Here is a 24750-nt window from a genome sequence, read left to right on the forward strand (position 1 = left end):
GGGTAACAAGGCCATGGTCACGCGTCGCGCTTTCGTGTCGGGTTCGCTCAATGCCGTGGCCGCATCGGCGCTGCCGGTGCGCGCCATGGCGGCGGGGCAAGGCCGGGTGGAGGTGGCCTATGTCAACGCCGCCGTCTGGACCGGGGCGGGGCCGGAGGTGCGCAGCGATGCCATCGGCGTGGCCGGCAGCCATGTGGTGGCGATCGGGCGCGAGGCGGTGCGCGCGCGATCCGGCCCGCGCACCCGCGTGGTCGATCTGCAAGGCGCCTTCGTCACGCCCGGGCTGGTCGATTGCCACACCCATTTCACCATCGGTTCGCTGGCGCTGACCCAGCCATCGCTGCGCGATGCGGCCAACCCCGATGAATTCGTGGCGCAGATCGCCAAGGCGGCGCGCGCCCTGCCCAAGGGCGAGTGGCTGGAAGGCGGCAACTGGGATCAGGATCGCTGGGGCGGCACGCTGCCCACGCGGCAATGGATCGACGCCGTGACCCCCGATACGCCGGTGGCGGTGATCCGCTATGACCTGCACATGATCTTGTGCAATTCGCTGGCGCTCAAGCTGGCGGGGATCGATCGCAACACGCCCGATGTGCCGGGCGGGGTGATCGTGCGCGATGCGCAAGGGGAGCCGACCGGCATCGTCAAGGACGCAGCCAAGGACCTGGTGCTGCGCGCCATCGCCCAGCCCAGCCCGGCACGGCTGGACGCGGCGGTACGCGCCGGGATCGCCCTGGGCCTGAGCAAGGGCGTGACCGAAGTGCACGTGCCCGATCTCGATTGGTCGACGTATGAAATCACCCACCGTTTGCGCCAGCAGGGCGAGACGGGGATGCGGTTCTACCAGTTCACCCCGCTAAAGGACTGGGAGCGCATGGCCCGGATCGTGGCCGAGGAAGGGCACGGCGACGACTGGGTGCGCTGGGGCGGGTGCAAAGTGGTGTTCGATGGCTCGCTGGGGTCGCGCACCGCGCTAATGTATTTGCCCTATCAGGATGAATCCGGCGCGCACGGCATCGTGGTGACCGATCCAAAGGACCTCAAGGCCTGGATTGCCGGGGCCGACAAGGCAGGCTTGCAGGTGACGGCCCATGCCATCGGCGATGAAGCCAACGACATCGTGCTCGATACCATGGCGGCGGTGACCAAGGCCAATGGCGCACGCGACCGGCGCTTTCGCATCGAGCATGCCCAGCACTTGCGCGAGGAGGCCATCGGGCGCTTTGCCCGCCAGGGGGTGATCGCCTCGATGCAGCCCTATCACGCCATCGACGATGGCCGCTGGGCCGTGCGGCGGATCGGGCCGGAGCGGCTGCGCACCAGCTTTGCCGTGGGATCGATGGTGCGCAGCGGCGCGCATGTCTGCTTTGGGTCAGACTGGCCGGTGGCGCCGCTCGATCCGCTGACCGGCATCTATGCCGCGGTGATGCGCGAGACGATCGACGGCAAGAACCCCAAGGGCTGGTTTCCCGAGCAGCGGATCACCATGGCCCAGGCACTGCGCGGCTATACCCGCGAGGCGGCCTATGCCGGCAAGGTGGAGCACCTGCGCGGCGCGATCATGCCCGGCATGCAGGCCGATTTCGCGGTGTTCGACCGCGATCTGTTCCGCATCGATCCCGAAACCATCGAGCAGGCCAAGGTGATCCGCACCGTGGTGGGCGGGGTGGAGCGCTTTACCGCCTGATCGGCCCGCCGCGGCGCAGCGCCCAGGCGATGGGCGCCACGCTGGCGGTGAGGCCGAGCGCGGCGGCAAGGTCTTCCCAACCATCGCCCGCCAACCCGGCGATCATGCCCGCCAACGAAACCACGGCGATGATCGCCACCGGCCACAAGGGGTGCGCCTGTTTCATGCGGCGCGCGCCTTGCGGGCCGGGCGCGGCTTGCCCAGCCACAGGTAAAGCCCGCTGCCCAGCACCACGATGCTGACCACATCGAGCAGCGCCCACAGGATTTTCATCGCCAGCCCCCCGTAATCGCCAAAGTGCAGCGGTTGCGCCAGCAGCAGGCCTTTCATGTACCACGGCATCGGCGCCACGCCATCGACCTGGCCGGTGCGCGCATCGACCATCACCGGGGTGAGCAGCTTGGCGGTGAGCGGGGTGGCGCCCTTGAGATAGACCGCGATGTGATCGTGGCTGCTGAACGCGGCGCCGGGAAAGGCCACGAACTGAACGCTCATGCCCGGCACGGCGGCCTGTGCGTTGCGCAGCCCCAGCGCGGCGATGCCGGGGCGATAGGGCACGATCGGCCCGCTGCTGTCATGCGCCAGGCGGGCCAGGGCATCGCCCCGCCACCATGCGGTGATCGGATCGGCCAGGGTGTTGATCGTGCCGGTCAAGCCCACGACCATGGCCCAGGCCAGCGTGACACCGCCGATCACGTTGTGCCAATCGAGCCAGCGCAGGCGGTTGGACTTGCCCCGGCGCACCGTGGCAAAGCCGGGCTTGCGCGCGAAGGGGGCATAGAGCACCACGCCCGAAACCAGCGCCACGGCAAAGCACAGGCCCATCGCGCCCAGGAAATACTCGCCCACTTTGCCCAGCAGCAGATCCTTGTGCAGATCGAGCACGGTATCCATCACGCCATGGCCGGGCGCATCGCCCTGGGGCGGCGCGGCGGTGCGCAAGTCCACGGGATTGAACCGCATCGCCGCCTCGGGCGCATCGCCGGTGGGGCCGGTGGTGAGGTTGATCACCGGCCGGTCTTCATCGAAGCTGAGGTAGATCGGCACGCTGCCGGGATTGCGCGCGAGCGCCGTGGCCATGGCATGGTCCACCGGCAGCAGTTCTTGCGCGCGCCAGCGTTGCGGCTGGCTGGGCTTGGCCAGGCCGTCGATCTCGTCATGGAACACCAGCGGGAGGCCGGTGAGCGCCAGGATCAGCAGGAAAAGGGTGCAGGTCAGGCTCGACCAGGTGTGAACCTTGCTCCACGCGCGCAGGGTGGCGGGCTTCATGGCGCGGTGTCCTGCCACCAGGGCGCCACGGGTGCCTGGCCATCGCGGGCCAGGGTTTGTCCATCGAATGCCACGCCGCCGCGCATGACCAGGGCGATGGCGCGGGCATTGGCGATATCGGCGCGGGGATCGGCATCCAGCACGACGAGGTCTGCCAGTTTGCCCGGCGTGATGCTGCCCAGGTCATCCGGGCGGCCGATGATGCGGGCGTTGTCGATCGTGGCCATTTCCAGTGCCTCTTGCGGGGTGGCGCCGCCGGCCACGAAGGCGCCCATTTCCCAGTGCACGCCCAGGCCCTGCATTTCTCCATGGCTGCCCACGCCCACCAGGCCGCCGGCGCGGCGCAGGCGCATGGCATCGCGGGCAAAGCGGGACCAGGTCTGCCAGGGCGCGGCCGTCCAGTGCCGGTCGCGCAGCTTGGCCGCCAGCACGAACGGCGGGGTGAAGCGGGTGAGCCGCCCATCGTCTTGCGGCGCGTGGTTCTCGATTTCGTCGAAGAGCAGGGGCGCGCCGCCATAAAGCACGGTGATCGTGGGCGTATAGGCAATCTGGCTGGCCACGAACAGGCGGATCACGTCGTCATGGATCGGCGTGATCGGCAGGTTGTGTTCGTTGCCGGAAAAGCCATCGATCGCGTGGGTCAGTTCCAGCACATAGTCCGCCGCGCCTTCGGTGGTGGGCATCATGCCCAGCTTGCGCGCGGCATTGGCCATGTCTTGCCGCGCGGCGCGGTCTCCCACCATGTAGCTCTTGATGTTGCGCGTGCGATAGGCATCGCGATACCGGGTGAGCACGTCCTGCGCCACGGCTTGCGACGTAATCGCGCTGTTGACGAAGACGCCCGGCCCGGTGCTGAACAGGCGCGGCCCGGCCGAAAGCCCGGCATCCATGCGATCGGCATAGGCAAAGATATCGGGCGTGAACGGCTGCACTTCCAGAACGGAGGTGACGCCATAGGCCAGCAGCGCGGGAAATTCCCAATGCGTGCCATCGTGGATGGTGCGCGGAATGGGAAAGAAATGCGCGTGGGCATCGATCAGGCCCGGGATGATGAACTTGCCGACCACATCGCGCATCTGCGCGCCGGCGGGCAGCGGCACAGTGCCGCGCGGGCCGATTGCGGCGATGCGGTTCCCGACCACCACCACATCGGCATCGGCGATGACCGCGCCATGGTCCATGGTCAGCACCGTGGCCCCGCGCAGCACTTGCGGCACGGACGGCAGCGCGCGCGGCACCTGCACCGAAAGATCGCGCGGGGCGGCGGCGCTTTCAGGGTCGGCTGCGGCAAGGGTGGCGGCATTGGCGTGGCGCCAGAACGGGCCGGTGGTCCAGGACAGGCCATCGCCATCCCAGCGCATGGTATCGGCGCCGATGCGGGTGATCTGGCGCTGCGCGGTGGCGGCGTCAGCCAGGTTCACCGGCTGGTCCTTGGCGGGCAGGGGCAGCACGTGCAATTCGAACGCGGTGCGCGCGGCCAGCCAGCGGCCATCGGGCGAGAGGCGCAGCTCATCGACCGGGCGCGGTTCCTTGACATATTGCCCGGCCGCCCGCGCCACGATGCGGGCGCGCGGGCGCACAGTGCCGTCCGCTTCGATCCGGGCGAGGGCGCCGCCGCTGTTCACATACCAGGCGCCATCGTCGGTCTGCTGCAAATGCTTGAGGCCGGCGCCATGCGCCATGACACGCGGCGCGCTGCCATCCTGGCCCAGCGCCACCACATCCACTGGCCAGGCGGGATCGAGTTCGTTTTCCGCGTGCAGCCGGTCGAACTGCGCGGCGCGCAGGGCCACCACGCCGCTGCCGTCGCGGCTCCAGCGCGGCTCAGACCAATAGGCACCCTGCGGCCCGAGTGGGCGCGGCGCGCCGCCCTTGGCCGCAATGGTCCACACGCCGCCGCCGGTTTCCGCGCTCCACCGCACGAAAGCCAGGGTTTGCCCATCGGGGGACCAGGCCGGCTGGAACGCATCGCCGGCAAACAGCGCGCGCGGCGTGCCCCCGGCGCGGTCGGCCAGATAGAGCGTGCCCAGCGCGGTGAAGGCAATGGTCTTGCCATCGGGAGACAGCGCGGCGCCTTCGGCCAGGTGGCTGCGCACCGTGGGGCCGTCTTCCACGCGCTGGCGCACGCGGCTTTGCGGGGCCAACGTCAGCTTGATCGGCGCGGTGAACGGGATCGGCGTCTGGGCCCCGCTGGCCAGGTCGATCCGCACGAAGCCGCCGTCCTTGGCCAGGATCAGCGCGCGGCCATCGGGGGTGAAGCGATAGCCAGGGGTGAGATCGTAGTAATAGCCGCCTTCCTGGCCATCGTGATCGATCGGCCAGGCAATCCAGCGGTCCTCTCCCGTGGCAAGGTTGCGCAGGCGCAGGCCGGTTTCGCTGCTCGCCGGCGTGGTGCCATCGCGCCGCGCGGCATAGGCCAGCAATTTGCCGTCGGGCGAAAGCACCGGGCGCATGCCGCCCGGCACCACGGTTTCCACCGTGCTGGTCGCCAGGTCCTGCCGCACGATGGACCAGGTGGGCGGGTCTTTCTCGGTCCAGGTGTGGCCGCGCTTGGTGGCATACCACAAGGCCTTGCCATCGGGCGAGGGCGCCGCGCCCAGGGCGTTGACGCGATCGTCCCAGCCTTCGTTGCCGGTGGGCTGCGCTTTCACCAGCACTTGCGCCGCGCCGCCATCGAGGGGCACGCGCCACAGCTCGAACGCCAGAATGGAATGCACCGCGCGGCTGACATAGACGCTGCGGCCATCGGGCGCCCAGGCGGGCGAAGTCATCAGCACGAGCGATCCCTCGTGCGTCAATTGGCGCGCGCCACTGCCGTCTGCGCGCGCGATCCACAGGTTGGTCACGCCCGAACGATCAGACAGGAACGCCACCCATTGCCCATCGGGCGAGGGCACCGGATTGCGTTCGAACGCGGTGCCGGTCAGCACGGCTTGCGCCGCGCCGCCGGCCGCCGGCATCCGGTAGATGTCACCCAGCAAGTCGAACCACAGCCAGGCGCCGTCGGGCGAAAGCGCCGGCTGCGCCCAGGTGGCTTCATGGGCCTGATAGGCCAGTTGCCGGGGCTGCTCAGCCTGAGCAGCCCCATGGACAAGCGCCAGTATCAGGCCAAGTACGGGCGCGGCCTGGCGCATCAGAGCGACCAATCCACCCGCAGGCCCAGCGTGCGCGGGCGGACGATCGAGCCGGCCGGCGTGGCCTGCGACGTGAATGGCGCGTTGAGAATGCCGAACTTGTCGAACACGTTGTTGGCAAAGACCAGCACACGCAGCTTTTCGCCCACCGTCACCCCGGCGCGCAGATCGAAGATGTTGAAGTTGCCGCGCGTGGCCGAGTTGCCAAAGGCAACCGGGGCCGACGAGAGATAGCGGTGCGCCACTTCGAACGAAGGCTTGAGCGCGGCATCGGCAAATTCGAACTTGAGGTTGTTGGCCACCGACCAGCGCGACGAGCCGGGCAGCACCGAGCCGGAGGCATAGCCGCCGCCCACGGCAAAGGTATCGGGCAGGAACGCGGTGAGGCGTGCATCCTGCAACGTGGCACTGGTGCTGAAGCTGGCAAAGCGCGTCAGTTGCGCCGTGGCAGCCAGTTCGACCCCGCTGATATTGGCGCTGCCAGCGTTGGAGACATAGGAATAGTAGGACGGCGCCGGGCCGAACAGGCGCGCCTGGATGCCTTTCCAATCGATGTTGAACACCGTGGCTTCGACATAGAGGCGGTTGTCGAGCGCGTGGAATTTCACGCCCATTTCATAGTTCTTGACCCGGTCGCTGTTGTACTTGACCGGGATGGTGGGCAAGAGGCCGGCGTTGGGATTGATCCCGCCCACGCGATAGCCTTCGGAATAGGTGGCGTAAGCCAGGAAATCCTTGGTGGGGCGTGCGGTCAGCGTCACCTTGGGGGTGAAGCCGTCTTCCTTGTTGGAGACATAGCCGGTGGCATCGGTGGCGTGATAGCCGCCTTCATAGCCGCCGAGCGCGCCAGCCTGGTTGACCACCGTGGCGTTGTAGCGGTTCCAGAAATAGCGGCCGCCCACGGTCAATTCGATATCGTGGCGCGGGGCATAGGTCAGTTCGCCAAAGACGCCCACGTCCTGGTTGTAGGTATCGGAGATGTAGCCATAGAGCCGGTCGCCGGGGGTCAGCACGCTGCCGGAATAACCGCCGAACAGGGTGGGATTGGCATTGATATAGTCTTCCGCCCCGTTCTGGAAGATCTGGTCATAGCTGTGCTTGCGCGCTTCCATATAGCTGGCACCGATGAGGTAGCGCAGCGGGCCATTGCCCTTTGACGCCAGGCGCACTTCGGCGGTCTTGATATTGGCATCGGCATTGCCCGCCGAATAAGCCGCGCCCGATCCGGTGGTGACGCCGGTGACATAGTAATAGGGATAGGAGAACTGGGTGAAATTGTGCTTTTCCACGATCGAGCCGATCGCGGTCAGTTCGGCCCCACCCAAGTCCTGGTCCAGGCGCAGCGAGTTCATCCAGAAGCGCGTGCGCTGCGGTTCGGCCCGCGCGGTGTTGCGCGTGTAGGGGTGATCGAGATCGAGGTAGGTCTGGTCTTCCAGGTAGGTATCCTGCCAGGAAGACAGATAGCTGAGCTTGGTGGCGGTGGTGGGCGTCAGCACCACCGAGCCGCGCAGGCCGCGCGTGCGGAAATCGTTGCTGCCGTTCACGCCCGTGCCGGGATTGTCGAGATAACCGGCATCGAAGCGCTGCAGCGCGACCAGGCGCACGGCCAGCTTGTCGGCAATCAGCGGCACGTTGACCATGGCCTTGGCGGCATAGTTCGCCTCGCCATGGGAATTCTTGGTGGTGCCGACCAGGCCCGAGGCCGCCGCATCGATCTTGGTGGGATCAGCCAGGTTCACCACATAGTTGACGAGGCCACCCAGCGTGGAGGAGCCGAACAGCGTGCCCTGCGGCCCGCGCAGCACTTCCACCCGGTTGAGATCGAACGTGTCGACATCGGGAATGGCGATGGGGAAGCCCGGTTCGACCAGCGGCACTTCGTTGAGGTAATAGCCGACCGTGGTCTGGCCCTGTTCGTGATAGGTGGTGGCGGCAATGCCGCGGATCACCACTTCGGAAACGCCGGGCTGGTAATCGTTGAACACCACGCCGGGCAGGCGCGCGATATAGTCGCCCAAGCTTTGCGCGTTGGCGGCGGCCAGGTCCTTGCCCGAAACGGCGCTCGCGGCAATCGGCGTCTGATCCAGCGCGACCGCGCGCTTGGTGGCGGTGACGACGATGCTGCCGGCGCTTTCGGCGGCCGGTTCATCGGCGGCCAGCGCGGGCTGGGCCGCCAGCGCCAGCGCGGAAACGCCGGCCAGGCAGGCAAGATTCAGTGTGGTCCTCATGGTCTTTCCCCTGTGCATGTCATGGATTGCCCGGTTCGGCTATCCTGTGGTTTCTTCCCCGTGTGCCGCCGCATGGGCCTGCAGGCGGTCGTTATTGAGCCGCCACATCCACCCGGCGAGCACCGGATCGGGATGGGCGGCAATGATTTCGCGCAGTTCGGGCAGGTCTTCCTCCTGCCCCAGCTTGAACCGCGCATCGATGGCGGTGACCGTGGCGCGAAAGCCGATGATCCGCGCCATCAGTTGCGGCAGCCGCGCGCCGGCGTCTTCCACCTGCCAGGGTTGCGCCTGGCTCGCCTCGACATGGGTGGTCAGGCGGCGCACGGCGGGCAGGGTGCCTGCTTCGTCAAACGCCACGGTCACGTCGAACGCGGCCACGGCAAAGTTCCAGGTGGGAGCCCAGTGCGGGCGCGACACCAGCGCGGGCGAGACATAGCCCTGCGGCCCCATGAACAGCACTTGCGCACGCGGATCGGCCTGCAAGGCGGCCACTTGGCCATTGCGGCGCGAGCAATGGCCGATCAGCGCCGTGACATGGCCGGCTTCGTCCAGCTCTGCCACCAGCGGCAGGGGCGTGGCGAAGAAGCCGGCAGCGCCATGGTTGACGAGCCATGCCAGCGGATATTCCGCGATGAGCCGGGCCAGATCGGCGGGAGTGCCAGAGGGAAAGTCCATGCACGCCATCTTGCCGCATGGTTGGCCCGGTAAAAGTGCCAGATCTGCAATCCACAGGGGACCAGTGCGCCCGTGTCACCCCCGGCCCAGCGCGCCCAGCACGCGCACGGCCTGCACGGTGCGATCGGCAGCATGGCTGGCAAAGCCCAGGCGCAGGCCATGGGGTGCGTCTTCGGCCAGGCGATAGGATGCCGATTGGGCAAAGGTGATGCCCGCCGCGCCCGCGCCCGCCTCGATCCGGGCGAGCGCGGCAAGATCCTGGAATTCCAGCCACATTGCCAGGCCGCCGGCGGGCAGGCGGGCGCTGACCATGGCGCCCAGTTCGGCCTGCACGGCCTGGGCCAGCGCATCGCGGCGCTGGCCATAGATGCGCGTGGCCTTGCGCGCATGGCGGCGCACTTCGCCTTCCTCGAACAGCATGGCCACGGCATCCTCGGTCAGGCTGTTGCCCATGCCATCGCCGATCGAGACCTGGTGCGCGGCGGCCGCGATCACCGGGGTGGGGGCCACGATATAGCCCACGCGCAGCGCCGGCAGGAGCAGCTTGGAGAGGGAGCCGACATAGATCACCACATCGGGCGCATAGGCGGCCATGGGCAGCAAGGGTTGCGAGCCGAAGCGGAATTCGTGGTCGTAATCGTCCTCGATAATGGCAAAGCCGAACTGGCGGGCCAGTTCCACCAGGCGCAGCCGCCGCTCGGGCGCCAGCGAGACGGTGGAGGGGAACTGGTGGTGCGGTGTAAGGAACACGGCGCAGACCTTGCGGCTGCGGCAGGCGCGCTCCACCGCGTCCACATCGATGCCCTCGTCATCAAGGGGCACGGGCAGCACCGGCACCCCGGCCGCCTGGAACGCGGCGACGGCGGGTTCATAAGTCAGCGCCTCGGCCAGAGCAACGGCGCCGGGGCGGGCGAGCAGCCGCGCGGCGAGCGCAATGCCCATCTGGCTGCCGCGTGTGACGCAGATGTTTTCCGCGTCCACCACCAGGCCGCGTTCCTCGCGCAGCATCGTGGCCAGGCTGGCGCGCAACTTGTCGCTGCCGCAAGGATCGCGATAGCCCAGCTGCTGGCGCCGCGCGGCATAGAGCGCGGCAGTGCGAAACGCGCGGGCCAGCGCCTCGGGCGGGAACAGGCTGCCATCGGGGCTGCCTTCGTCCAGCTTGATCACCCGGCCCGGCGGCACGGCAATCGGCCGATCGGGCGGCGGCACGAAGCGATAGATCGGGCGCCGGCCGATGGGCGGGCTGGCCTCGACCGCCTCGGGCCGGCTGCGTGGCAATCGCGTGGCCACCGCCGTGCCCTTGCGCCCGGCCGCCTCCAGCCAACCCTGCGCCACCAGTTCCTCGTAAGCGGTCACCACGGTCTTGCGGTTGAAGCCCAGTTCGGCCGCCAGCTCCCGGCTGCTCGGCAACGCCGAGCCAGGCTGCAGCCGCCCGCGCTCGATCTCGTGGATCAGCGCATGGGCCAGCTGCATATAGAGCGGCGTGGCCTGATCGCCACGAATGCGCTGTTGCAGGGTAAGGGACCAGCCGCGGCGCATGGACCTGTCATGGACTCCGCAAAAGGGGTGCTGTGGGGTCCAATCGGGGTTTTGGGGCTGCGGGTCAAGGGGCGGTGAAATGGCAAGTAGCGACCAAACCTAGCCGCTACCAATTCTCCAGAGGAACAGCGAGATTTGCCGCTAGCGGTCATTCGCCCGCCGACGATTGGCCGGCTGAGCCAATGTACGGCTTCAGCGTTTTTGCATGTGTAGCAGTGGTGACGTGATGTGATGGACAACCTCTGCACCAGCGTCGCTGTGCGATGATGTGGTCGCTGTAGGTCCATGTGTGGACGACCTTCGCAGTGCAAGGCGTCTGACTGCGTTTGCTCACGGCTCGCGCTACCGGGCTAAATTGCTTTCCGTTTGCCGCGCAAACTGCGGTACCCGCTCTTTCGACACGAAGCATTCACAAAAACGCCCTGCTTGGACGACCAAAATCAAAAAATTTCCGATCGCCACTAGCGGGACTTTATTCAGCAATACCAGTGATAAGTTCGATGCGGCCTTCCGTGAGGCCGGCCGCTGGCTCGGGAGAGGCATGTTCATATGGGCCAAAGATGTTCACCCCGCTGTTCAGGATTTCCAGCCATTGCTTTTCAATCGCCTCGGAAAGCGCGGGGAAATCCTTAGCAAGAGCCATGGCAATATCCGGCATTTGTTGGAGGGAAACAGCCAATCCAAGACGATAACGAGTGTCGGGCATTAGAAGTCCTTGTTAACTACGGGCCGCATGTTGAGCATGTTACAACCATTTGCACGGGATCGACAAATTTTTCCTTTTTATTCATGTACCCGACGTTATTTTCCGAACTATCACACGCTCAAGAGCGATGCGAAGAGCGGTATAGGCATGGTTTGCATCGTCATATTCTTCCCGACCGATGACGATATGCGGGCGATCACGAGCATGTCGTCCAGGATGAAGAAGGTTGCGCGTATCCCGCAAAGAGGAAAGCCAACTAGCGATCTTGACGGTGATTTCATCGTTCTCCAAGTCGGGCAGCCACCCTAACTCTTCAGCGAACGAAATTAGTATATCCAAGGTCCAATGCAGCGGGTTGAGATTGCGCGGCTTCTGCGATCTGGCTTTTTTGGCCAAAATCGCCGCCACATCGTCGTAGTAAACAAGGCACATCCTCAATATCCGCGCCTCAGCTGCGGACCCGAGCATTACACAGGCCGCGCAATACGCCCCTGCTGAAGCGCAGCGCCGGGCCTCTTCTTCATAGCTTCCGATCGAGTCAGCAACCGATTTTTGGACGTTATCCTTTTCAAATATAGTTAGCCGTCCAATTTTATGCCGCCGGTCATACTCCGCGCGATCGGTTCGCCAAATCTCGGCGATTTTCACAAGACCAAACTTTTCCAGCATCGCAGCGAAACGCTCATCGAGAGCGGCTTCGTGCAACCTGGTGGCTTCGCAACGTTCGGGCGGGCCTTCACCTCGCAACCAATAATGCCCATCGCTTAGCCCGTGATCGTTTTCGATCTGATGAATTTTCGATGCCAATTCCTCGACTTCGGGATATGCTCCGGCTAGCCAAAGGGAGGTATGGTGATCGTCCACACGATAGGTCGCATAAAAGAGATACTCATCAGCAGTGATGTTCCCAGCAGCCAGCAATGCATTCGCCAGATCAACAGCATGTTGAACTTTTTCGATGGAACTCGCTCGCATTTTCCAAGCATCATCTAAGCTGTTCACTAGTTCTTCTGCGCGCAGGCAGGCCTCCGCCTTACGGATTCCGTATTTGAAGATTTCATCTTCAGGGGAAAACTTAGGAATTTCAAAAGCCATTAGCTAATAAACCTGCATGCAGCGGAGCTATAGCTTGTCTGATAGCTCGAATCCCTTCAATCGTCGCGTATAAATCGCCGCTCCCTCCGTTTTCCCTCAGCAGATTAGGCGCTTACGGTCTGCCGAACGCTCGCGCGTGCCAACCTGAGTATGGCGCCATTCCGGTATGCGGATAGACATCAACGGCAACTTACAGTTCAAGCTGCCGCTCAACGAATTGAGCGGGGACGGCGGCATTGTCCCAAAACCCGGCCGCGCCATAGTAACACGGCCGGGTTCCGCCAAAGTCAGCGTGAAGGGTTGGGGAAACCTCAGTGCCTGACTCGAAAGATCACCAAGCGTAGCAATATCTTGCGGTTCTGCGGGTGAGCATGCGGATGGAGGCGATTGTGGCCCAGGCGGTGGACGAGGCGATGGTTGTTTCCCAATCCTTGGCCAAGCGGCGGCATCGACCGAGCCATGCGAAGGTGCGCTCGACTACCCAGCGGCGCGGCAGAACCTGAAAACCCCTGGCCTTGTCGGACCGCTTGATGATCTCGATCGTCCACTGGCCCGAACCGGCGATGGCATCGCGGAGTTTGTCGCCCGCATAGCCGCCATCGGCAAAGACATGGCGCAGCCAGGGGAAGCGCCGCCGCACGGCCTTGAGCACATCGACGGCGCCATCGCGGTCCTGAATATCGGCGGTATGCACGAGAATGAAGATGAGGAAGCCGCAGGTGTCGGTCAGGATGTGCCGCTTGCGGCCCTTGATCTTCTTGCCTGCGTCATAGCCGCAAGGGCCACCACTTTCGGTGGTTTTGACCGACTGGCTGTCGACCACACCGGCACTTGGGCTTGCCTCGCGTCCTTCGATCTCGCGCAGGTTCATGACCAGTACCGTGTTCATCGCCTCGAGCAAGCCTGCGTTGCGCCAGACGTAGAAGTAGCGTTGGACCGTCGAAACCGGCGGAAAGCATTTGGGCAGAAGCCGCCACGCGCAACCGCTCGCCGCAATGTAGAGCAAGGCGTTCAGGACTTCGCGCATGTTTGTTGTCCGGCGCCGACCTCCCCGCTTGGCCGCAGGGATGAACGGCGCTGCCAAAGCCCACTCCCGGTCGGTCATATCGCTGGAATAACGCAATCCTTTTCGGCTATGCTCCTGCCGGGCAATACCAGTCCATGCCATCGTTCACTCCATCTCTTCGCAAAGAGGCGTGAATCACAACATACTGGTATTGCTCAACAACTTTCGGGGCGGGCTCTCAGAACTTCATGCTGGCTTCCACGCCCACCAAGCGCCGCGTGCCGGGCGTGATGAACGAGCCACCGAATTCGACGGCGGTGATCACTTCGTTCAGGTACTGCTTGTCGAGCAGGTTGTTGGCGAAGACGGCGAGGGTGTAGCGGTCGGTCTGGAGGCCGGCGCGCAGGTTGACGATACCGAAGGCGTTGCGGCGGGCCACGTCGTATTTGCCGTCGCCCACGAAAGCCGGAAGTTGCAGCGCCGAGATCGGGAGGAGGCCGGAGAACACCGTGGGCACCGACTGGTTCTGCACGGTGTGGAACCAGGTGGGGCCGGTGAGGCGATAATCGGCGCGGGTGAAGAAGCGCAAGTCGCCACTGAGCGATTGCTCGAATTCGCCGCCCAGGTTGAGCGTGTAGTCGGCAGTGTAGGGCGACTTGTTGCCCACGGTGTAGGGGCGCGAGGAATTGCGCTTGATCTCGCTGTCGGTGTAGTTGAACGAGCCGAACAGCTTGACGCCCTTGATCGGCTTGACCGTGACGCTGGCCTCGATGCCCTTGAGGTCCACACGGTCGATGTTGGACACCACGCGCAACAGGCCGAAGCTGCCGACGAAGAATTCGAAGAACTGCATGTCGTGGACCTGGGTGTAATAGCCGGCCAGGTCGAACGTCAGCGCGCCGTTCAGCAGGTTGCCCTTGAGGCCCGCTTCCCATGCGCTCGACCATTCCTTGCGGTATTGGTCGTTTACCGTGACGTTGGCACCAAAGGCGTTGACGAAATTGTCCTTGATGATCTGGGCCGAACCCTGGTTGTTGAACCCGCCCGATTTGAAGCCGATGCCCCAGTTGGCATAGAGGTTGAACTCGCGGCTGGGCTTGAAGCTGAGCGTGACCTTGGGCTCGAACTGTTCGAAGCGGGCGTGCTTGTCGGTCAGCGGGCCGAACGCCTGGCCGGGGTTGATCGGGCCGCCGGTGAAGGGATCGGTGGCCGTGGGCACGAGCGAGGACGACTTGCGATCCTCGATATCGTAACGCAGCGCCAGGCCGGCATCGAATTTCTCGTTGGGCTTCCATTCCACCGAGCCGAAGCCGGCATAGACGTTGGTCTTGAAGCGATCGGCCAAGAGCAGCGTGGTCGGGTTGGTGGTGTTCGGCGCGTTGTAGAGCTGCTTGATCACGCCATTGCCGGTGTCGGCGCCCAGGCTGACGCCCACGGTGCGCTTGATGTGCAGGTAATAGGCGCCCAACTGCCAGTTGATCTGGCCCAGATCGCCGATCAGGCGCCATTCAGTGCTGATGTCCTGCTGCTTGCGCAGCTGGTATTGCGTGCCGTCGCAGGTGGTGGGGCTGTAGGGGCCGAAGGTGGAGCCGGTGGTGGGCGCGAAGATGAACGGCACCGGGGTTTGCCCGATGAAGCCGGGCGGGTTGACCTTGTAGCCGGTGAGCGCGGCAGTGCTGGCAAAGCAGGAGTTGACCGCGCTTTGCGCCTGCGGGTTGGCAGCGCTGAGGAAGCGGCCGAAATCGGCCGAGGTGCCATCGGCCACCAGATCCTGGTTGACGTTGGAATAGAGCGCCCAGCCGACCAGCTTGATCGTGTCGGTCAACTGGTGGTCCAGCTTGATCGACATGTCGAAGCTGGTCTGGTCGTTGGTGGGGCGGATGTTGCTGTAGAAATTGAACGGGTGGCTGTTGACGTTTTCATAGAACGCGCCGCCGAAATTGGGCAGGTGGAATGCAGCGTTGAACGGCAGCGAGGCGCCGTGGAATTCGCTGTAGCGCGCCTTGATATCCAGCTGCGTGGGGCTGCCCTGGCCCACCATCACGCGGCCGTCGATCGCCCAGTTTTCCTTGTCGTCCACCGTCTTGGAATTGGTGAAGACGTTTTTGTAGAAGCCGTCGGTCTTGTAGTAATAGCCCGCCAGGACGAAGCCCACGTTTTGCGCGAGCGGCCCGGCGACGTGGGCGCTGGCTTCCCAGGTGTTGTAATCGGCATAGGACAGCTTGGCCGCGCCGGTGAAGCTGTCGGTCGGCTTGATCGACTGGAGCACCAGGGCGCCGGCAGCGGCGTTGCGGCCATAGAGCGCGCCTTGCGGGCCCTTGAGCAGTTCCACCTGCTGCAGTGTGCCCTGCGGCTGGTTGAGCTGCGCTGTGTTGGTTTTCAGGATGCCGTCGACGACCAGCGCGACCGAGCTTTCCGCGTCGCGCGCGCCGTTCATGCCGCGAATGTTGATCTGGGTATCGCCCGCTTCGGCCGTGCCGGTGACGATGGTGACGCCCGGCGTCAGCTTGACGAAATCCTCTGCCTTGACCGCGCCGGTGCGTTGCAGCGCATCGGCGGTGAGCACCGCAACCGAGGCGGGCACATCCTGCAGGCGTTCGTTCTGGCGGCGAGCGGTGACGATGATGCCACTGTCGTCCGCCGGCACAGCGCCCGATTGCGGCGCTTCCTGGGCAAGGGCGGGCGTGGCGAGCGCGGCGGCAAGCATGGCGGCAGGCGCCGAGGCCGTGGCGAGGAAAGCGGAGTGGGAAAGTCGCATTGCATTCTCCCTGTTCGGTGGCGCCCGCGAATCCATCGCGGTGCCGATGTCACCCGCCGGTCTTTTTCGTGCCCCCATGGCTGACGCGGCTTGATGGAAACAAAGAGTATTGTATACAAATACCGCAGGTCAAGATATAAACCGCCCAGACCAAGGGATTTGGAGAAAGCTGTGTCCCGCGCTTCCGACCGTGCCTATGAGGCCATCCGCAGCATGATCCTGTCGGGCGAATTGCCCGCCGGCGCACAGCTTGCGGAAGAAGCCCTGGCCGAGCGCTGCGGCGTTTCGCGCACCCCGGTTCGCGAGGCGCTGCGACGGCTGGAATCCGACCTTCTGGTGACGCGGACCGACACCCAGCGCAGCTTTGTGGCCGACTGGTCGATCCACGATGTGGCAGACGCGTTCGAACTGCGCGCCCTGTTGGAAGGCAAGGCGGCGCGGCGGGCGGCCGAACGCATGACGGACGCGGCGCTTGCGCGGATTCGCGATGCGAATCACCGGTTGGGCGATGCCATCCGTCGGCCGGTGCCCGATGTTGCGGTGTTTCTCGACGCGAATCGGGATTTCCACGCAGCAATTCTGGACGTGGCCGGATCGCGCCGCCTGGCAGCGCTGCTGGCCACCCTGATCGAGCAGCCGGTGGTGTGGCGCACGGCGCATCATTATGGCCGCGAGGCGCTCAACCGATCCTTTGGCGAGCACGAGGAATTGATCGCCGCCTTTGCCCGGCGCGATGGCCCCTGGGCCGAAGCGATCATGACCGGGCACATCCTGCGCGCCTATCACGCCTATGCCGATGCGCATCGCGGGCTGGCGGAACGGGACCAGCGAGAGGCTGCCGAGTAATGTATACAGAATCTGTCGAGATGGTCGAAGTCTCCCCGCGCGACGGGCTGCAGAACGAAAAGACCCTGATTTCCACCGCCGACAAGATCGCGCTGGTGGAGCGGGCGATTGCGGCGGGCGCCCGGCGGATCGAAGTGACGAGCTTCGTCAATCCCAAAGCCGTGCCGCAGATGGCCGATGCCGAGGCGGTCTGCGCCGGCCTGCCGTGGCGCGACGACGTGACCTATATCGGCCTGGTGATGAATGCGCGTGGCGCGGCACGGGCGATCGAAACCGGGCGGATCGACCAGCTTGGCGCGGTTTCGGTGGCGACGGACACTTTTGCCAGGGCCAACCAGGGCCAGACCAGCGACGGATCGGTGGCAGCGGCGCAAGAGATCATCGCCATGGCGCGGCAGGCGGGCAAGACCGGGCAAGTGACCGTTGCCGCCGCGTTCGGCTGCCCGTTCGAAGGTGAAGTGGCCGAAGACCGCATTGTGGCCATGGCGCGCGCACTGGCAGAAGCAGACCCGGTGGAAATCGGCCTGGCTGACACGATCGGCGTGGGCAATCCCGCGCATGTCATCTCTTTGGTGGGCAAGATCCGCGCCGCCGTGCCGCACATTCCCGTGCGGGTGCATTTCCACAACACGCGCGGCACCGGCCTGGCCAATGTCTGGGCCGCGATCGGCGCGGGGGCCGTCAGCGTGGACGCGGCCATCGGCGGGCTGGGCGGCTGCCCGTTTGCGCCGGGCGCGGCGGGCAACGTTTCGACCGAAGACGTGGTCTATATGCTGGAGCGCGCGCGGATCGGCACCGGGCTGCACCTGCCCGCGCTGGTGGCGGCCAACCACTGGCTGGGCAGCGTGATGGACCGCACTTTGCCCGGCATGGTGGCCAAGGCGCCACCGTTCCCCAAGCCAGCGCAGGCTTGAACACACCTTAGCATCGGCACGCACAAACGCTTTCTTGAAGGGATTGTTGGACGATGGGTTATCGGCTTGGCGTGGATGTCGGCGGCACGTTTACCGACCTTCTGCTGTTCGACACGCACAGCGGCGCGTTCTGGCGGCACAAGACGCCATCGACGCCGCACGACAGTTCCGAAGGCATCTTGAATGGCGTGACCGCGATCTGCGCCAAGGCGGGCATTGCCGCGGGCGCAATCGACTATTTCCTGCATGGCACCACCGTCGCCACCAATGCCGTTCTGGAAGGCAAGGGCGCGCGCGTGGGCCTGGTGACGACCGAAGGCTATCGCGACATCATGCAGATCGCGCGCAGCTATGTGCCCGGGGGCCTGGCCGGCTGGATCATCTGGCCCAAGCCGCAGCCGCTGGCCGCGCTGGAAGACACCGTGACGGTAAAAGGCCGCATGGACGCGCAAGGGCAGGAAGTGCGCCCGCTCGATGAAGCGGATGTGCGCGCGCAATTGGCCAAGCTGAAGGCGCAGGGCGTGGAAGCTGTGACGGTCAGCCTGATCAACGCCTATGCCAATGGCGCGCACGAGGCGCGGATCGGGCAGATTGCGGCCGACGTGCTGCCCGGCCTGCCGATTTCATTGAGCCACGAAGTGCTGCCGGAAATGCAGGAATACGAACGCACGTTGACGACGGTGGCCAATGCCAGCGTGCGCCCGGTGGTGGGCAAGTATGTTTCCAACTTGCGCAACCGCCTGGCCGCCGAGGGGATGACCGGCAAGCTCTCGCTGCTGCGGTCCGACGGCGGGCTGATGAGCGCGCAGAAGGCCGAGGAGCACCCGGTCAGCATCCTGATGTCCGGTCCGGCCGGCGGGGTGACGGGGGCGATCTGGGTGGGCCGCAATGCCGGCATCCGCAATATCCTCACGCTCGACGTGGGCGGCACCAGCACCGACGTGGCGCTGATCGAAAATCTTGAGCCGCGCCGCCAGCGCACCACCGAAGTGGGCCATCTTTCGGTGCGCGCCTCCGCGCTCGATGTGAAGACGGTGGGCGCCGGCGGCGGCTCCATCGCGTATGTTCCCGCGCTGACCAGAGCCCTTCGGGTCGGGCCGCAGAGCGCAGGAGCGGTGCCGGGGCCGGTCGCCTATGGCAAAGGCGGCACGGCCCCCACCGTAACCGATGCCAACGTGGTGCTGGGCTATCTGCCCGAAAACCTGCTGGGTGGCACGTTCCAGCTGGACCGGGAAGGCGCCAAGGCAGCGGTGCAGACCATTGCCGATGCGCTGGGCATTGGCCTGATGGAAGCCGCGCGCGGGATCATCGACATCGTCAACGAGAACATGTTCGGCGCGCTGCGGATGATTTCGGTGCAGCAGGGCTATGACCCGCGCGATTTTGCGCTGATGGGCTTTGGCGGGGCAGGGCCGCTGCATGTCAATGCCGTGGCGCGGCTGATGGGCAGCTGGCCGGCGGTCTCTCCAGTCAGCCCCGGCGTGCTCTGCGCGCTGGGCGATGCCACCACGCGGATGCGCACCGAAACCGCGCGTTCGTGGTCGCGCCTGGCGCGCGATACGGCGGCGCAAGACCTGGTGGCCGTGCTGGACGAAATGGCGGCGCACGTGCGGGCCGAACTGCTGGCCGATGGCGTGCCCGAAAGCGAGATTGCCACGAGTTTCGAAGTCGACGTGCGCTATGCCGGGCAGGCCTTCGAAGTGCCGCTGTCGATCACCGCGCAGATCCTGGCCGAGGATGGCATTGCCGGGGTGCTCGCCCGCTTCGACGAAGAGCACAAACGGCTGTTCACGTTTAACATGGATACCCCGCACGAGATCGTGAACTTGCGCGCGGTGGCGCTGGGCCGGGCGCTCGATCTGCCCGCCGCCGAACTGGAGCAGGGCAACGGCGATCCATCGGCGGCCAAGGTGCGCGACCATGTGCTGTGGATGGACGGGGCCGAACACGCCGCCGTCATCTATGACCGTGCGCGGTTGAAGGCGGGGGACGTGATCCCTGGCCCGGCCATCGTCTGCGAAATGGATTCGACCACGCTGATCGAGACCGGGTGCGTGGGCACGGTCGACAAGGTCGGCAACATCCTGATCAACCTGGCCTGACGAAAGGGAAAAGCGATGCCTGCAACAATCGTTCAGACCAACCCGACGCCCTTTGCCAAAGTGGCGATCGACCCCGTCACGCTCGACATCATCGAGAACGCGCTGCGCAACGCGCGCGTGGAAATGGATGCCACGCTGGTGCGCACTGCCATGTCGCCCGGCATTCGCGAACAGGGCGATGCCTTTCCCCTGATTGCCGACCATACCGGCAAGATGATCGTGGGCCAGTTCGGCAGCTTCATCGGCGGCTTCCTGGCCAATTACGAAGGCACGCTGGAAGACGGCGACATGATCTTCCTGTCCGATCCCTATTCGGTGGATGGCGCGATCAGCCATTCCAACGATTGGCTGGTGCTGCTGCCGGTGTTCAAGGACGGGAGGCTGATCGCCTATACCTCGATGTTCGGGCACCAGAGCGATATCGGCGGCAAAGTCGTCGGCTCGATGCCGATCAACGCGCGCTCGATCTATGAGGAAGGCGTGCGCATTCCGCCGGTAAAGATCTGGAAGAAAGGCGAATACAACGCCGATCTGATGAAGCTGGTGATGCACCAGACGCGCAAGCCCGATTGGTGCGCGGCCGATCTCAATGCGCTGATTGCCTCGTGCCGCGTGGCCGCGCGCCGCGTGGTCGAGATGGCCGAGCGGTTTGGCGACGATGTCTATGTCTCGGCCACGCAGGAACTGCTGGCGCGCAACCACCGCGCGATGAAGACCTTGCTGGCCCAGGCGGTGAGCGAGGAACCGGTCAGCTTCGAAGACTATATCTGCGACGATGGCATGGGCTTTGGCCCCTATCGCATCAAGTGCACGATGTGGCGCGAGGGCGAGAAGGTCGTGCTCGATTTTGCCGGCACCGATCCGCAGAGCGTGGCCTCGATCAATTTCTATCTCAACGAGAACATGTTCAAGATGTTCTTCGGCATCTACATGATCATGGTCTTCGATCCGCAGATCCTGTTCAACGACGGGTTCTATGACCTGATCGACGTGCGCATTCCCGAAGGCAGCTTGCTGAAACCCCGCTTTCCCGCCGCGCTTTCGGGCCGCACCCATGCGCTGGGCCGCATTTTCGATATCCTGGGCGGGCTGCTGGGGCAAAAGACGCCGCAGTTCCTCAATGCCGCCGGCTTTTCGTCCAGCCCGCACTTGTTCTATTCGGGCAACGATACGCGGCCCGGCCAGGGCAATGCCTGGTTCCAGCTGTTCCAGATCGGCTTTGGCGGCATTCCCGGCCGCCCGCTGGGCGATGGGCCGGATGGTCATTCGCTGTGGCCGGGGTTCACCAACGTGCCCAACGAGTTCCTGGAACGCTATTTCCCGATGATGATCGAACGCTATTCGACCGAGCCGGATTCGGGCGGGGCGGGGCTGCATCGCGGCGGCAACGGCATCCACATGACCTATCGCTTTCTCAGCGCCGGGACGATTGCCATCCACGACGACCGCTGGTTCGTGCCGCCCTGGGGCGTCAACGGCGGCGATCCGGGCAAGCGTGCGCGCAAGATCCTGGAAAAGGCCGACGGCACCATGGTGATCGTGGGCAACAAGGTGGAAGACGTGGCGGTGGCGGAAGGCGACCAGTTGCACTTCATCACCTGGGGTGGCGGCGGTTGGGGCGATCCGCTGGACCGCGATCCCGCGCTGGTGGGCAAGGAAATCGTGCAGGGGCTGGTCACGCCGGCCGGCGCGGGCGCCTATGGCGTGGTGGCCGATGATGGGGGCGTGGTGAACGAAGCCGCCACGGCTGCCCTGCGCGCGCAGATGCGCGAGGGCCGGGGCGGAGACCTGCCGGTGTTCAACACCGGGCCGGGGCTTGATGCCCTGCGCGCCGCCTGCCAGGCGGAAACCGGGCTGCCGGCGCCGATCCAGCCGGTGTGGCCGCATGCAGAGGCGGCGGAGTGATCATGAACAACGGTGCATTGCAGGACATTCGCGTGGTGGAACTGGGCCAGCTGCTGGCTGGCCCGTTCTGCGGACAATTGCTGGGCGACATGGGCGCCGACGTCATCAAGGTGGAGCCGCCGGTAACGGGCGACCCGATGCGCGAATGGGGCCAGGGCAGCGAAAAGGTGCAGTGGGAAGTGATCGCGCGCAACAAGCGCTCGGTCAGCGCCAACTTGCGCGTGCCCGAAGGCCAGGCGCTGGTGAAGCGGCTGATCGCCCATGCCGACGTGGTGATCGAGAATTTCAAGCCGGGCACGCTGGAAAAGTGGGGCATGGGGCCAGACGTGCTGCTGGCCGAATTCCCCCACCTGATCATCGCGCGCATGTCTGGCTATGGCCAGACCGGCCCCTATTCCGACCGCGCCGGGTTTGGCGGGATCGGCGAGGCGATGGGCGGCTGGCGCTATATCGTGGGCGAACCCGATCGTCCGCCCAGCCGCATGGGCGTTTCCATCGGAGACACGCTGACCGCCACTTATGGCTGCATGGGCGTGCTGGCCGCGCTGCATGTGAAGGACAGGACCGGGCAAGGCCAGGTGATCGACACCGCGCTCTATGAAAGCGTGCTGCAGGTCATGGAAGGCCTGGTGCCGGAATACGATCGCATGGGCCTGATCCGCGAGCGGTCCGGCTCGATCCTCAAGGGCATTGCCCCGTCCAACGTCTATTCCTGCAAGGACGGGGAATTCATGATCGGGGCCAACAAGGATTCGCTGTGGAAGCGGCTTGCCACGGCCATGGGGCGGCCCGAACTGGGCGACGATCCGCGCTATGCCACGCACCTGGCGCGGGGCGAGAACCAGACCGAGCTGGACAACCTGATCAACGATTGGACGCTGACGCTGACCATGGACGAAGTGGATGCGCTGATGATCGCGCATTCGATCCCCGCAGGCCGCGTCTATCGCGCGCCCGACATGCTGGACGATCCGCACTTCCAGGCGCGCGAAGCGATCATCGAAGTCGAGACCGAACGCTTCGGCCCGCTCAAGATGCAGTCCACGTTCCCCAAGTTTTCCGCCACGCCCGGCGGGGTGCGACGGCCCGCGCCGGTGCAGGTGGGGCAGCACAACGCCGAAATCTATGGGCAACTGCTGGGCCTGGACGATGCGGCGCTGGCCGACATGGCCGCGCGCGGGGTGATTTGACGTGGCGAAGGACGAAGCCGACCTGGCCGACAACTATGCCGGCGCCTTCGATGGGCGGTTGCCGTTCGGGACACGCCCCGCTCTCTTGCTGATCGACCTGGTGGAAGCCTATTTCCAGCCCACCTCGCCGCTCTATGCCGGGATCGAGGCTGCGCTCGACAGTGCGGTGCGGGTGACGGCGGCGGCGCGCGCGGCTGGGCTGCCGGTGATTTTCACCAACGTGGAATACCAGCCCGGTGGCGCCGATGGCGGCGTGTTCTACCGCAAGGTTCCCGCGCTCAAGGTGTTCGAGAAGGGCTCGCCGCTTGGTGCTTTTCCACCTGCACTCGCCCCGCAGGACGGCGATGTGGTGATCACCAAGCGCTACGCCTCGGCCTTTTTCGCCACGCACCTGGCCGCCACGTTGACGGCGCTGGGCGTGGATACCGTGCTGGTCTGCGGCACCTCCACCTCAGGCTGCATCCGCGCCACCGCGCTCGATGCCTGCCAGAACGGCTTCCTGCCCTTCGTGGTGGCCGATGCCTGTGGCGACCGGCACCTGGCTCCCCACGAAGCCAACCTGTTCGATCTCCAGGCCAAATATGCCGAAGTGGTGAGCGAAGCGCAGGCCCTGGCGCTGATCGCGGGCCTGCGCTGACGCTTTACTTGCCGTAAGCGGAGGGCTTTGGCCACCAAGTGAGCGTGTGGGCATCGTGGGCCGAGGTCCAGATGCCGTGCGGGGCAAAGCGCAGGCCGCCGCTGCCGGCCGGCTTGCCCACGCGCGCGTCGATCGCCATGGTCTTGGCGTCGATCACGGCGAAGACCTGGTCGTCGGTGGTGCGCAGCCAGACTTTGCCGGCGCCGGTATCGATGTCCCCCCACTTGAGGTTGTCGCCCACCTTGACGCGGCCGAGCAGGGCGCCGGTCTGCGGATCGATCCGCGCCAGGGTGCCATCGCCCTGTTCCTGCACCCACACGCTGCCTTCGCCCGCCGCGAGGAAGCCGGGCGCCTTGCCCAGCGGAGTGCGCGCGGTGACGGTCATGGTTGCGGGATCGATGCGCTGCAGGCTTTGCTGCTGGGCGCTGACCACCCACACCGCGCCTTCGCCAAAGGCCATGTACCAGCTGCCCGGATCAACCGCGACAGTGCCGACCACGCTGTTGGTGGCGGGGTCGATGCGCGCAACCACGCCCTTGGGGTCGCTGGCGATCCACACCGAGCCAGCGCCGGCCACCACGTTGAGTTCGCCTTCCTTTTGGTTGGCAATGCCGGTGGCGATAGTCGCGACGAGCTTGCCGGTCTTGGTGTCGATGCGGTTGACAGTGCGATCGGCGCAGTTCGCCACCCACAGCGCGCCATCGGCAATCGCCATGCCGCCGCAGGGATGCGCAAGCGGCACGCTCGCCTTCATGCCCTTGAGCGACCATTGTTCCACCCGGCCGCGATTGGTGGCCCAGACGGTGTTGCCATCCACGGCGAGGAAATCGGCAAAGCCGGGCACTTGCAGCACCACGGGCTTGGGCGCGGCGTGGGCGGTGAAGGGAGTAAGAGCGAGCAGCGTAGCGGTAAGCAAGCGTTTCATCGGCGAATACTCCCTGTTGTTCTCCACCTTCGTCACCCCGGGCTTGACCCGGGGTCCAGCTTCTTCTTTTCCCGCCGCCGAAAGAAAGCTGGACCCCGGATCAAGTCCGGGGTGACGGGTGGGTGGCTGGGATG

Annotated in this window: 18 protein-coding genes; 7 read left to right on the forward strand and 11 right to left on the reverse strand. The window is 65.3% G+C overall.

The annotated features are described in order from the left end of the window. Positions 1-13 precede the first annotated feature (13 nt). The gene (locus R9J51_RS22015; protein WP_432788027.1) at positions 14-1687 is read left to right on the forward strand and encodes an amidohydrolase; all 1674 of its coding nucleotides are present in this window, start codon (positions 14-16) and stop codon (positions 1685-1687) included. On the opposite strand, the gene R9J51_RS22020 is transcribed toward R9J51_RS22015, so the two are convergent. From R9J51_RS22020 to R9J51_RS22065, 10 genes are all read right to left on the reverse strand, one after another. Next, positions 1677-1853, reverse strand: coding sequence for a hypothetical protein (locus R9J51_RS22020; protein ID WP_168557107.1), 177 nt, complete (start codon positions 1851-1853; stop codon positions 1677-1679). The two genes, R9J51_RS22015 and R9J51_RS22020, sit on opposite strands and share 11 nt — an antisense overlap. Next, positions 1850-2956 (reverse strand): PepSY-associated TM helix domain-containing protein, encoded by a 1107-nt coding sequence (locus R9J51_RS22025; RefSeq protein ID WP_179563032.1) that lies wholly within the window; start codon positions 2954-2956, stop codon positions 1850-1852. The genes R9J51_RS22020 and R9J51_RS22025 overlap by 4 nt, the downstream gene beginning before the upstream one ends. Beyond that, entirely contained in the window at positions 2953-6090 is a 3138-nt protein-coding gene (locus tag R9J51_RS22030) for an amidohydrolase family protein (RefSeq protein ID WP_179563030.1), read from the reverse strand. Before R9J51_RS22030 ends, R9J51_RS22025 begins: the two co-directional genes overlap by 4 nt. Beyond that, the gene (locus R9J51_RS22035; protein WP_179563028.1) at positions 6090-8318 is read right to left on the reverse strand and encodes a TonB-dependent receptor domain-containing protein; all 2229 of its coding nucleotides are present in this window, start codon (positions 8316-8318) and stop codon (positions 6090-6092) included. Before R9J51_RS22035 ends, R9J51_RS22030 begins: the two co-directional genes overlap by 1 nt. 39 nt (positions 8319-8357) lie before the next feature. After that, the gene (locus tag R9J51_RS22040) at positions 8358-8993 is read right to left on the reverse strand and encodes an FMN-binding negative transcriptional regulator (protein ID WP_179563026.1); all 636 of its coding nucleotides are present in this window, start codon (positions 8991-8993) and stop codon (positions 8358-8360) included. Between the two features lie 75 nt (positions 8994-9068). Continuing rightward, positions 9069-10532: a PLP-dependent aminotransferase family protein gene (locus R9J51_RS22045; protein WP_179563024.1), complete on the reverse strand. Its 1464-nt coding sequence runs from the start codon at positions 10530-10532 to the stop codon at positions 9069-9071. A gap of 472 nt (positions 10533-11004) precedes the next feature. After that, on the reverse strand, positions 11005-11238 hold the full coding sequence (locus tag R9J51_RS22050) for a hypothetical protein (RefSeq protein WP_179563022.1): 234 nt from the start codon (positions 11236-11238) through the stop codon (positions 11005-11007). A gap of 81 nt (positions 11239-11319) precedes the next feature. Further along, positions 11320-12333, reverse strand: a complete 1014-nt coding sequence (locus R9J51_RS22055) for a hypothetical protein (RefSeq protein WP_179563020.1) — start codon at positions 12331-12333, stop codon at positions 11320-11322. Positions 12334-12664: 331 nt separating this feature from the next. Next, positions 12665-13501, reverse strand: coding sequence for an IS5 family transposase (locus R9J51_RS22060; RefSeq protein ID WP_036500702.1), 837 nt, complete (start codon positions 13499-13501; stop codon positions 12665-12667). Between the two features lie 76 nt (positions 13502-13577). After that, complete coding sequence (locus tag R9J51_RS22065; protein ID WP_179563018.1) at positions 13578-16097, reverse strand: TonB-dependent receptor domain-containing protein; 2520 nt, start codon at positions 16095-16097, stop codon at positions 13578-13580. A gap of 171 nt (positions 16098-16268) precedes the next feature. On the opposite strand from R9J51_RS22065, the gene R9J51_RS22070 reads away from it, so the two are divergent. Genes R9J51_RS22070 through R9J51_RS22095 form a run of 6 tightly spaced genes read left to right on the forward strand, consistent with a single transcriptional unit; the run spans position 16269 to position 23691 of the window. Continuing rightward, positions 16269-16943: a GntR family transcriptional regulator gene (locus R9J51_RS22070; RefSeq protein WP_179563016.1), complete on the forward strand. Its 675-nt coding sequence runs from the start codon at positions 16269-16271 to the stop codon at positions 16941-16943. Then, positions 16943-17857, forward strand: coding sequence for a hydroxymethylglutaryl-CoA lyase (locus R9J51_RS22075; protein WP_179563014.1), 915 nt, complete (start codon positions 16943-16945; stop codon positions 17855-17857). Before R9J51_RS22070 ends, R9J51_RS22075 begins: the two co-directional genes overlap by 1 nt. Positions 17858-17910: 53 nt before the next feature. Next, complete coding sequence (locus R9J51_RS22080) at positions 17911-19959, forward strand: hydantoinase/oxoprolinase family protein (protein WP_169475421.1); 2049 nt, start codon at positions 17911-17913, stop codon at positions 19957-19959. A gap of 15 nt (positions 19960-19974) precedes the next feature. Beyond that, positions 19975-21864, forward strand: coding sequence for a hydantoinase B/oxoprolinase family protein (locus R9J51_RS22085; protein WP_179563012.1), 1890 nt, complete (start codon positions 19975-19977; stop codon positions 21862-21864). Positions 21865-21866: 2 nt separating this feature from the next. Next, the gene (locus R9J51_RS22090) at positions 21867-23054 is read left to right on the forward strand and encodes a CaiB/BaiF CoA transferase family protein (protein WP_168557119.1); all 1188 of its coding nucleotides are present in this window, start codon (positions 21867-21869) and stop codon (positions 23052-23054) included. A gap of 1 nt (position 23055) precedes the next feature. Next, positions 23056-23691, forward strand: a complete 636-nt coding sequence (locus R9J51_RS22095; RefSeq protein ID WP_169475423.1) for an isochorismatase family protein — start codon at positions 23056-23058, stop codon at positions 23689-23691. Between the two features lie 4 nt (positions 23692-23695). Here the strand turns inward: R9J51_RS22095 and R9J51_RS22100 are convergent, their stop codons facing one another. Continuing rightward, entirely contained in the window at positions 23696-24616 is a 921-nt protein-coding gene (locus R9J51_RS22100; RefSeq protein ID WP_179563010.1) for a YncE family protein, read from the reverse strand. Positions 24617-24750: the final 134 nt, after the last annotated feature.

Source organism: Novosphingobium rhizosphaerae, assembly GCF_050920675.1.
GTDB lineage: Bacteria > Pseudomonadota > Alphaproteobacteria > Sphingomonadales > Sphingomonadaceae > Novosphingobium > Novosphingobium rhizosphaerae.